Below are 10,585 nucleotides of genomic sequence, written 5' to 3'. Positions count from 1 at the left end.
GCAGATCGCCATCCTCGTCGCGCTAGGCCACCAGCTGGCCGCGGTGCCCTACCTGGAGTCGGTGGTGCTGGGCGCCGAGGCGCTGGTCAGGATGCCGGCGTCGATCAGCTTGCCCCACAGGTCCCGGTCGAACCGCTGCTCGAGCCCGTCGAGGTGGCGCTGGTGTTCCGGGGTGCACACCGAGTCGACGATGGTGTCGACCAGGCCGCCGAGGTCATGCGCCGCTTCGGTTGTCGTGAAATCCATGAACGTCCGTCCTTCTGCTCAGCGGTTGGCCCGCGGCAGGCCGAGCGCGACCATGCCGATGATGTCGCGCTGCACTTCGTTGGTGCCGCCGCCGAAGGTCAGGATCAGGCAGGCCCGGTGCATGCGCTCGACCCGGCCGCGCAGCAGAACGCCCGGCGAATTCTGGCGCACCGTGGCGGCCGTGCCCAGCACCTCCATCAGCAGCCGGTAGGCCTCGGTGGCCAACTCGGTGCCGTAAACCTTGGCCGCCGACGCGTCGGCGGGGGAGAGGGCCTCGCCCTCGGACGACGCCAGCTCCCAGTTGATCAGCTTGAGTACCTCGGCCTTGGCGTGCACCCGCGCCAGGTTGATCTGCACCCACTCGGAGTCGATGAGCCGGGCGCCGCCGGCGTCCTTGGTGTTCTGCGCCCACTCCCGGACCTCCCGCAGGGCCAGGAAGATCGGCTGCGCGGACACCAGGGCGACCCGCTCGTGGTTGAGCTGGTTGGTCACCAGCTTCCAGCCGCCGTTCTCCTCGCCGACCAGGTTCGTCACCGGGACCCGCACGTCGGAGTAGTAGGTGGCACTGGTGTCCACGCCGGACACGGTGTGTACCGGGGTCCACGAGAAGCCCTCGGCCGTCGTCGGCACCACCAGCATGGAGATGCCGCGGTGCTTCTTGGCCTCGGGGTTGGTGCGCACCGCCAACCAGACCCAGTCGGCGTAGGCGATGAGGCTGGTCCACATCTTCTGCCCGTTGATGACGTAGTCGTCACCGTCGCGGACCGCGTTGGTGCGCAGGTTCGCCAGGTCGGTGCCGGCGCCGGGCTCCGAATAGCCGATGGAGAAGTGCAGCTCGCCGGCCGCGATTTTGGGCAGGAAGAACTTCTTCTGCTCTTCGGTGCCGAAGGCCATGATGGTCGGCGCCACGCTGTTGATCGTCAGGAACGGCACCGGCACGCCGGCGATCGCCGCCTCGTCGGTGAAGATCAGCGAGTCCATGGCCGAGCGGTCTTGGCCGCCGTACTCCTTGGGCCAGTTCAGGGTGAGCCAGCCGTCCTTGCCCATCTGGGCGACGGTGTCGCGGTACGCGGTGCCCGTCCCCACCTCGCCCTCCGTCGAGGTCAGCGCCTCGCGGCGCTCGGGCGTCATCAGCGTGGTGAAGTACGACCGCAGCTCGCGGCGCAGCTCCTCCTGTTCCGGGGTGTAACTGATGCGCATTTCAGCCGTCCTTCGCTAACGTCTCGCCCGTAATGCCACGTCACACTCCGCGGCTCGACCAACGGCCACCCGTTCGCCTTCCCGGTTGTAACACGTTCTAGTCTGGGAATCCAGCGACCGTTTTGCCAGACGCGCCGGGGCCCTATGGTGGTCCTACACGCCGATGGGGCGTGTCCTCGGAATGATGGCCTGGCTCAAGGAGGGTGCTGTGCGGGTGATCGTGGACCGTGACCGGTGCGAAGGTAACGCGGTGTGCTTGGGAATCGCTCCCGATATCTTCGACCTGGACGACGAGGACTACGCCGTCGTGAAGCTCGACCCGATTCCCGCCGACCAGGAGCAATTGGCCGAGCAAGCCATCGCCGAGTGCCCGCGCGCCGCGCTGCTACGCGGCGACTGACCGCACCGTCACCGACAACTAGAGGTATTCATAAATTGACTAGGCCTTTTGACCCGGCTTCTCCTCAGACCGCTCCGCGGTCCGCATCGTCGCCGGGAGCCAACACGAACGCGACCGATCTGTCCGGAAAGGTCGCGGTGGTCTCCGGCGCGGCCGCGGGGCTGGGCCGCGCCGAGGCGCTCGGCTTAGCCCGCCAGGGCGCCACCGTCGTCGTCAACGACATCGCGGCCGCGTTGGACGCCTCCGACGTCATCGATGAGATCAATACCACCGGCGCCAAGGCCGTCGCCGTGGCCGGCGACATCAGCGAACGCTCGACGGCCGACGAGCTGGTTGCCACCGCCGACGGGCTGGGCGGTCTCGACATCGTTGTCAACAACGCCGGGATCACCCGCGACCGGATGCTGTTCAACATGTCCGACGAGGAGTGGGACCTGGTGATCGCGGTCCACCTGCGGGGTCACTTCCTGCTGACCCGCAACGCCGCCACCTACTGGCGGTCGAAGGCCAAGGAGGCGGGCGGGACCGTCTTCGGCCGCATCGTCAACACCGCGTCGGAGGCAGGGTTGGTCGGTCCGGTGGGGCAGGCGAACTACGGCGCCGCCAAGGCGGGCATCATCTCGCTCACCCTGACCGCGGCGCGAGCGCTGGGCCGCTACGGCGTGACCGCCAACGCGATCTGCCCGCGGGCGCGGACCGCGATGACGGCCGACGTGTTCGGCCCCGGCCCCGACGCCGGGGAGGGTGGCGTCGACCCGTTGTCGCCAGAGCACGTCGTGAGCCTCGTCAAGTTCTTGGCGAGCCCGGCCGCCGCGGAGGTCAACGGTCAGGTGTTCATCGTCTACGGGCCCCAGGTGACGCTGGTTGCCGCGCCCACCGCGGAGCACCGATTCAGCGCCGACGGGGCCGCCTGGGAGCCCGCGGAGCTGAGCGCGACGCTGCAGAACTACTTTGCTGGCCGTGACCCTGAGCGAAATTTCGCGGCGTCCGCGTTGATGGAGCAATAGGGCGGCGAATTGGCCTCCGAAAGGCTCCGGACCAGGTAGAACGTGTTTCAGTTTGACACGTGACAAGTGGTTCTGACCTGCTGTGTTAACGGTTCGGACAAACTAATTCCGTTCATTGACACGGTGAAGTCGTTCTGAGTTAATATGATCCGGCTCACACGGGTCGGCGTGTGACTGACGACATCGCATAAGCAACACTTAGACTTCGCCGTGAGCAGCTGAGGGGGGACTCAAGTTGATCGAACAACTTGCGGTGCCCGCGCGCGCCGTCGGCGGGTTCTTCGAAATGATGATCGACACCGCCCGCGCCGCGTTTCGCCGGCCGTTCCAACTCGGTGAATTCCTCGACCAGACCTGGATGATCGCGCGGGTCTCGCTGCTGCCCACCCTGCTGGTGTCCATCCCGTTCACGGTGCTGGTGGCCTTCACGCTCAACATCCTGCTGCGCGAGATCGGCGCCGCCGACCTGTCCGGCGCTGGAACCGCGTTCGGCACCATCACCCAGCTGGGTCCGGTGGTCACGGTGCTGGTCGTGGCCGGTGCCGGGGCCACCGCGATCTGCGCCGACCTGGGCGCCCGCACCATCCGGGAAGAGATCGACGCGATGCGGGTGCTCGGCATCGACCCGATCCAACGGCTCGTCGTGCCCCGAGTGCTGGCGTCGACGGTGGTGGCGTTGCTGCTCAACGGCCTGGTCTGCGCCATCGGCCTCTCCGGTGGCTACGTGTTCTCCGTCTTCCTGCAGGGCGTCAACCCGGGGGCCTTCATCAACGGGCTGACGGTGCTGACCGGCCTGCGCGAGCTGGTGCTGGCCGAGGTCAAGGCCCTGCTGTTCGGTGTGATGGCCGGCATGGTGGGGTGCTACCGCGGCCTCACCGTCAAGGGTGGTCCGAAGGGCGTCGGCAACGCGGTCAACGAAACCGTCGTCTACGCCTTCATCTGCCTCTTCGTGATCAATGTGGTGATGACCGCCATCGGCGTCCGAATCTCGGCGAAGTGAGCGGGTGACCACCGATGAGCTATGACGCCACGCTGCGCTTTCGCCGGTTCTTCTCCCGGTTCCAGGGGCCGGTGGACGACTTCGGCGAACAGGCGCTGTTCTACGGCCAAACCGTTCGGTACGTCCCCAACGCGCTGACCCGCTACCGCAAGGAAACCGTCCGGCTGATCGCCGAGATGACCATGGGCGCCGGCGCGCTGGTGATGATCGGCGGGACGGTCGGTGTGGCCGCCTTCCTGACCCTGGCCTCCGGCGGTGTCATCGCCGTGCAGGGCTATTCGTCGCTGGGCAACATCGGCATCGAGGCGCTGACGGGGTTCCTGTCGGCGTTCCTCAACGTCCGGGTGGTCGCGCCGGTGATCGCGGGCATCGCGCTGGCCGCCACCATCGGCGCGGGCGCCACCGCCCAGCTGGGGGCCATGCGGGTGTCGGAGGAGATCGACGCCGTCGAATGCATGGCCGTGCACTCGGTGTCCTACCTGGTGTCGACCCGGTTGATCGCCGGGCTCATCGCGATCATCCCGCTGTACTCGCTGTCGGTGCTCGCCGCGTTCTTCGCCGCCCGCTTCACCACGGTGTACATCAACGGGCAGTCCAAGGGGCTCTACGACCACTACTTCAACACGTTCCTGATCCCCTCGGACCTGCTGTGGTCGTTTTTGCAGGCGATCGTCATGTCGATCGCGGTGATGCTCGTGCACACCTATTACGGCTACAACGCCAGCGGCGGGCCGGTGGGCGTGGGCATCGCGGTCGGTCAGGCGGTGCGGACATCGCTGATCGTCGTGGTCGTCATTACTTTGTTCATCTCGCTCGCTGTGTACGGAGCGTCCGGTAACTTCAACCTCTCCGGATAAGAGGACCGCTTACACAGTCATGGCAGAAACGGGAACGAAGCGCACCACCGTCCGGCTGGCCGCCGCGATACTGGCCAGCCTGATGGTGGGTTTCGCCGTGCTGACCTACCTCTCTTATACGGCGGCGTTCGCGTCGATCGACACGGTCACCGTCGCGGCGCCCCGCGCCGGGCTGGTGATGGAGAAGGGCGCCAAGGTCAAATACCGCGGCATCCAAATCGGCAAGGTCGAAACGATCGACTACTCCGGTGACCAGGCGCGGCTGATCCTCGGCATCAACAGCGACGACCTGCATTACATCCCGTCCAACGCGACCGTGCACATCGCCGGGAACACCATCTTCGGTGCGAAGGCGGTGGAGTTCATCCCGCCGGCGTCGCCCTCGCCGACCGCGCTGCGCCCCGACGCCCACGTCGCGGCGTCGGCCGTGCAGCTGGAGGTCAACACCTTATTCCAGTCGCTGATCGACCTGCTGCACAAGATCGACCCCGTCGAACTCAACGGGACGCTCAGCGCGTTCTCGGAAGGCCTGCGTGGCCACGGCGACGACCTCGGCGGAATCCTGTCGGGCCTCAATACCCTTGCGCGCCAGGCCAACCCGAAGCTGCCGACGCTGCAGGAGGACTTCCGCAAGGCCGCGGTGGTGACCAACACCTACGCCGACGCGGCGCCCGACCTCAACACCGTCTTCGACAACCTGCCGACCATCAACAAGACCGTCGTCGACCAGCAGAACAACCTCAACGACACGCTGCTGGCCACGATCGGGCTGGCCAACAACGCCTATGAGACGCTGGCGCCGGCCGAGCAGGACTTCATCGACGCCATCAACCGGCTGCGGGCCCCCTTGAAGGTGGCCTCCGAATACTCGCCGGAGTTCGGCTGCCTGTTCTCGGGAATCGACCGCGGCCTCAAGGAGTTCGGCCCCATCCTCGGTGTCCGGAAGGCGGGCCTGTTCACCTCGTCGAGCTTCGTGCTCGGGGCACCCGCGTACACCTACCCGGAGTCGCTGCCGATCGTGAACGGCTCCGGAGGCCCGAATTGCCGCGGCCTGCCGGACATCCCGAACAAACAACACGGCGGGTCGTGGTACCGGGCGCCGTTCCTGGTGACCGACAACGCCAACATCCCGTACGAGCCGTTCACCGAACTGCAGTTCGACGCCCCCTCGACCCTGCAGTTCCTGTTCCACGGTGCCTTCGCGGAACGGGACGACTTCTGATGCCCGCTCCGGGAGGAATGCCGTCGCACCGCTCGATGATGATCAAGGTCAGCGTCTTCGCGGTCGCCATGCTGCTGGTGTCCGCGGCCCTGGTGGTGGTGTTCGGCGATTTCCGGTTCGGCCCCGAAAGCACCTACCACGCGACGTTCACCGACGTGTCGCGGTTGAAGTCGGGCAACAAGGTCCGCATCGCCGGCGTGCCGGTCGGCGCGGTCTCCGGTGTGAAGCTCAACCCGGACAACACGATCGACGTGAAATTCGGGGTCGACAAGCGCTACACGCTGTACTCGTCGACCCGCGCGGTGATCCGTTACGAAAACCTGGTCGGGGACCGGTATCTGGAGATCACCTCCGGGCCGGGCGAACTGCGCAGGCTGCCGAACGGTGGCACGATCAACGCCGCGCACACCCAGCCCGCGCTGGACCTCGACGCGCTGCTCGGCGGGCTGCGGCCGGTGCTCAAGGGCCTGGACGCCGACAAGGTCAACACCATCAGCAGCGCCGTCATCCAGTTGCTGCAGGGTCAGGGCGGGGCGCTGTCGGACGTGCTGGCCAACACCAGCGCGTTCTCCTCGGCGCTGGGCCAGCGCGACCAACTCATCGGTGACGTCATCAACAACCTCAACACCGTGCTCAAGACGGTCGACGAGCGCAGCGCGAAGTTCTCCGCCAGCGTCGATCAACTGCAGCAGCTGATCAGCGGGCTGGCCAAGAACAAGGACGACATCGCCGGTGCCATCCCCCCGCTGGCGTCGACCACGACGGATCTGACGGACCTGCTGAAGAATTCGCGCCGGCCGCTGCAAGGCATCCTGGAAAACACCCGCCCGCTGGCCACCGAGATCGACAACCGCAAGGCCGAGGTCAACAACGACGTCGAGCAGCTTGGCGAGGATTACCTGCGGCTGGCGGCGCTCGGCGCCTACGGCTCGTTCTTCAACATCTACTTCTGCTCGGTGACCATCAAGATCAACGGCCCGGCCGGCGGCGACATCCTGTTGCCACTCGGTGGTCAGGTAGACCCGAGCAAGGGCAGGTGCGCTTTTGTCAAATAACCCTTCGCACGAACGCGACCCGCTGCGCACCGGCATCTTCGGCGTGGTGTTGGTGGTGTGCGTCGTGCTCATCGCGTTCGGCTACGCCGGGCTGCCGTTCTACCCGCAGGGCAAGACCTACGACGCCTACTTCACCGACGCGGGCGGCATCAACCCCGGCAACGCCGTGTACGTCTCGGGCCTGAAGGTCGGCAAGGTGACCTCGGTGGGGCTGGCCGGCGACAGCGCCAAGATCACTTTCAGCGTCGACCGGCACGTCGCGGTGGGTGACCAGTCGCTGGCCGCGATCCGCACCGACACCATCCTCGGCGAGCGGTCCATCGCGGTGACACCGGCCGGCGGTGGCAAGACGACCAGCATCCCGCTCAGCCGCACCACGACGCCCTACACCCTGGCCGGCGCGCTGGAGGACCTCGGCCAGAACGCGAACAATCTGGACAAGCCGCAGTTCGAGCAGGCCTTGAACGTGCTGACCGACACGCTGCACGACGCGACACCCGAGCTGCGCGGCGCGCTGGACGGCGTGACCTCCCTGTCGCGGACCCTCAACACCCGCGACGAGGCGCTGCAAGGCCTGCTGGCGCATGCGAAATCGGTGACCGGGGTGCTGTCCCAGCGCGCGGAGCAGGTCAACAAGCTGGTCGACGACGGCAACGAACTGTTTGCGGCGCTCGACGAGCGGCGCGCCGCGATCGGCCAGCTGGTCGGCGGCATCCAGGGCCTCTCCCAACAGATTTCGGGCTTCGTCGCCGACAACCGCAAAGAGTTCGGCCCCGCCCTGAGCAAGCTCAACGACGTGCTCAGCGACCTCAACGAGCGCCGCGACTACATCACCGAGGCGCTCAAGCGGCTGCCCACCTACGCCACCGAGCTGGGCGAGGTCGTCGGCTCCGGGCCGGGATTCAACGTCAACGTCTACGGGGTGATCCCGGCGCCGCTGCTGGCCACGATGTTCGACTTCGTCTACCAGCCGGGCAAGATGCCGGCCAGCCTGGCCGACTACCTGCGGGGGTTGATCCAGGAGCGCTGGGTCATCAGGCCGAAGTCGCCGTGATGCGAAACGTCATGGGCCGGGCCGCCCGGAGCAGGGGGCTGCGCTACGCCACCATCATCGCGCTCGTCGCGGTGTTGGTCGGTGGCGTGTATGTGCTGACCTCTCAAGGGAACAACCGCAAGATCGTCGGCTACTTCGCGTCCGCCGTCGGGCTGTACCCCGGTGACCAGGTCCGCATCCTCGGCGTTCCGGTCGGCACGATCGACACGATCGATCCGGAGCCCGCGAACGTCAAGATCACCATGTCGGTGTCCAAGGATGTGAAGATTCCCAAGGACGTCAAGGCCATCGTCATGTCCCCGAACCTGGTGGCCGCGCGGTTCATCCAGCTGACCCCCGCGTACACGGGTGGGGCGACGCTGCCCGACGGCGCCAGCATCGGCGCCGACCGCACCGCGGTGCCGGTGGAGTGGGACGAGGTCAAGGAGTCGCTCACCCAGCTGGCGGTTCAGCTCGGTCCGACCACCGGGTCGATGCAGGGGCCGCTGGGCGCCGCCATCAACCAGGCCGCCGACACCTTCGACGGCAAGGGCGACTCGTTCCACAACGCGCTGCGCGAGCTGTCGCAAGCTGCTGGGCGCCTTGGGGATTCGCGCAGTGACATCTTCGGCACGGTGAAGAACCTGCAGGTGCTGGTCAACGCGCTCTCGGCCAGCAACGACCAGATCGTCCAATTCGCCGGCAGTGTCGCCTCGGTGTCCCAGGTGCTGGCCGACAGCTCGCGTCACCTCGACACCACGCTGGGGACGCTGAACAAGGCGCTCTCCGACGTTCGGGGCTTCCTGCACGACAACAACTCGACGATCATCGACACCGTCAACAACCTCAACGACTTCGCCAAGACGCTGAGCGACCAGAGCGACAACATCGAGCAGGTGTTGCACGTGGCGGGGCCGGGCATCTCGAACTTCTACAACATCTACGACCCGGCACAGGGCACGCTGAACGGCCTGCTGTCCATACCGGAATTCGCCAACCCCGTGCAGTTCATCTGCGGCGGTTCCTTCGAGACCGCCGCCGGCATCCGGGCGCCCGAGTACTTCAAGCGGGCCGAACTGTGCCGGGAACGGTTGGGTCCGGTGCTGCGCCGATTGACCGTCAACTATCCGCCGCTGATGTTCCACCCGCTCAACACGATCACGGCCTACAAGGGCCAGATCATCTACGACACCCCGGAGACCCAGGCCAAGTCGGCGACCCCGGTCCCGCAGCTGACCTGGATCCCCGCCAAGGGCACTCAGACCCCGCCGGCGTCGCAGAACCCGGCGGACCTGCAGGCCCTATTGGTCCCGACGCCCCCGCAGAGCGCGCAGGCGCCGGCCCCGGCGCCGGCGTTGGGCAACGCGGAGCCCGCCCCGGGGAGCGCGTTTGGTCCACGGCCGGGCCCGGCGCCCGGCCAAGCGGCGCCGCCGCCTGGTCAAGCGGCGCCGCCGCCCGCCACACCCGGGAGCGGCGGATGAGGCGAATGTTGTTGCGCGCCGGCGTATTCGCGATGGGCAGCGCCTTGCTGGCCGGCTGCCAGTTCAGCGGGCTGAATTCGCTGGCCATGCCGGGCACCGCCGGGCACGGCAGCGGCGCCTACTCGATCACGGTGGAACTGCCCGACGTGGCGACGCTGCCGCAGAACTCCCCGGTGATGGTCGACGACGTCACCGTCGGCAGCGTTGCCGGCATCGCCGCCGAACAGCGCGCCGACGGGTCGTTCTACGCGGCGGTGAAGTTGGCCTTGGACAAAAACGTTGTCCTGCCCGCCAATTCGACGGCGACGGTGGCGCAGACATCGCTGCTGGGGTCCATGCACATCGACCTCGCGCGCCCGAAGAACAAGCCCGCGGTCGGCCGGCTGACCGACGGTTCGAAGATCGCCGAGGCCAACACCGGTCGTTACCCGACCACCGAGGAGGTGCTGTCCGCGCTCGGGGTGGTGGTCAACAAGGGCAATGTCGGCGCGCTGGAGGAGATCACCGACGAGACCTACCAGGCGGTCGCGGGGCGTCAGGACCAGTTCGTCGACCTGATGCCGCGGCTGGCGGAGCTGACCGCCGGCCTCAACCAGCAGGTCGGCGACATCATCGACGCGACGGACGGCCTGAACCGGTTCTCCGCGACGCTGGCCCGCGACAAGGACAACCTGGCCCGGGCGCTGGACACGCTGCCCGATGCGTTACGCGTGCTGAACAAGAACCGCGGCCACATCGTCGAGGCCTTCGCGGCCCTCAAGAAGCTGGCGACCGTGACGTCGAACGTGTTGGCCAAGACGAAGAGCGACTTCGCCGCCGACCTGAAGGACCTGTACGCGGTGGTCAAGGCGCTCAACGACAACCGGAAGAACTTCATCACCTCGCTGCAGATCCTGTTGACCTTCCCGTTCCCCAACTACGGCATCAAGCAGGCGGTGCGCGGTGACTATCTCAACGTGTTCACCACCTTCGACCTGACGCTGCGCAGGATCGGGGAAACCTTCTTCACCACCGCGTACTTCGATCCGAACATGGCCCACATGAACGAGATCCTCAACCCGCCGGATTTCTTGACCGGTGAGTT

9 protein-coding genes and 2 pseudogenes are annotated in these 10,585 nt (G+C 66.8%); 9 read left to right on the top strand and 2 right to left on the bottom strand.

The window, feature by feature from the left end; genetic code table 11:
* Positions 1 to 66: 66 nt before the first annotated feature.
* Positions 67 to 246: pseudogene (locus A5714_RS11705) on the bottom strand (acyl-CoA dehydrogenase); the annotation flags it as partial.
* Positions 247 to 264: 18 nt separating this feature from the next.
* On the bottom strand, positions 265 to 1,446 hold the full coding sequence (locus A5714_RS11700) for an acyl-CoA dehydrogenase (RefSeq protein WP_068070170.1): 1,182 nt from the start codon (positions 1,444 to 1,446) through the stop codon (positions 265 to 267).
* Positions 1,447 to 1,654: 208 nt separating this feature from the next.
* On the opposite strand from A5714_RS11700, the gene A5714_RS11695 reads away from it, so the two are divergent.
* The 9 genes and pseudogenes from A5714_RS11695 to A5714_RS11655 form a co-directional block, all read left to right on the top strand.
* Entirely contained in the window at positions 1,655 to 1,846 is a 192-nt protein-coding gene (locus A5714_RS11695) for a ferredoxin (protein ID WP_064951960.1), read from the top strand.
* Positions 1,847 to 1,950: 104 nt separating this feature from the next.
* Positions 1,951 to 2,853 (top strand): annotated as a pseudogene (locus A5714_RS11690) (3-oxoacyl-ACP reductase); the annotation flags it as partial.
* A 235-nt stretch (positions 2,854 to 3,088) separates the two neighbouring features.
* Positions 3,089 to 3,853 carry an ABC transporter permease gene (locus tag A5714_RS11685; RefSeq protein WP_068070172.1) on the top strand — a complete coding sequence of 255 codons (765 nt, stop codon included), beginning with the start codon at positions 3,089 to 3,091 and terminating at the stop codon, positions 3,851 to 3,853.
* A gap of 14 nt (positions 3,854 to 3,867) precedes the next feature.
* Positions 3,868 to 4,710, top strand: coding sequence for an ABC transporter permease (locus A5714_RS11680; RefSeq protein ID WP_068070173.1), 843 nt, complete (start codon positions 3,868 to 3,870; stop codon positions 4,708 to 4,710).
* A gap of 19 nt (positions 4,711 to 4,729) precedes the next feature.
* Positions 4,730 to 5,932 carry a virulence factor Mce family protein gene (locus A5714_RS11675; RefSeq protein WP_068285356.1) on the top strand — a complete coding sequence of 401 codons (1,203 nt, stop codon included), beginning with the start codon at positions 4,730 to 4,732 and terminating at the stop codon, positions 5,930 to 5,932.
* Positions 5,932 to 6,987, top strand: a complete 1,056-nt coding sequence (locus A5714_RS11670; protein WP_068070175.1) for an MCE family protein — start codon at positions 5,932 to 5,934, stop codon at positions 6,985 to 6,987. The genes A5714_RS11675 and A5714_RS11670 overlap by 1 nt, the downstream gene beginning before the upstream one ends.
* Positions 6,977 to 8,041 (top strand): virulence factor Mce family protein, encoded by a 1,065-nt coding sequence (locus tag A5714_RS11665; protein ID WP_068285353.1) that lies wholly within the window; start codon positions 6,977 to 6,979, stop codon positions 8,039 to 8,041. Before A5714_RS11670 ends, A5714_RS11665 begins: the two co-directional genes overlap by 11 nt.
* A complete protein-coding gene (locus A5714_RS11660; protein ID WP_068070205.1) occupies positions 8,041 to 9,501 on the top strand; it encodes a virulence factor Mce family protein in 1,461 nt (486 codons plus the stop codon). The genes A5714_RS11665 and A5714_RS11660 overlap by 1 nt, the downstream gene beginning before the upstream one ends.
* The coding region (locus A5714_RS11655) for an MCE family protein (RefSeq protein ID WP_068285358.1) at positions 9,498 to 10,585 on the top strand (1,088 nt) is incomplete at its 3' end. The genes A5714_RS11660 and A5714_RS11655, both read left to right, overlap by 4 nt.

Origin of the sequence: Mycobacterium sp. E2462 (genome assembly GCF_001672685.1) — a bacterium.
Taxonomy (GTDB): Bacteria; Actinomycetota; Actinomycetes; order Mycobacteriales; family Mycobacteriaceae; genus Mycobacterium.
Note: the sequence above shows the minus strand (reverse complement) of the source record. Positions and strands in the feature narration are given on the sequence as shown.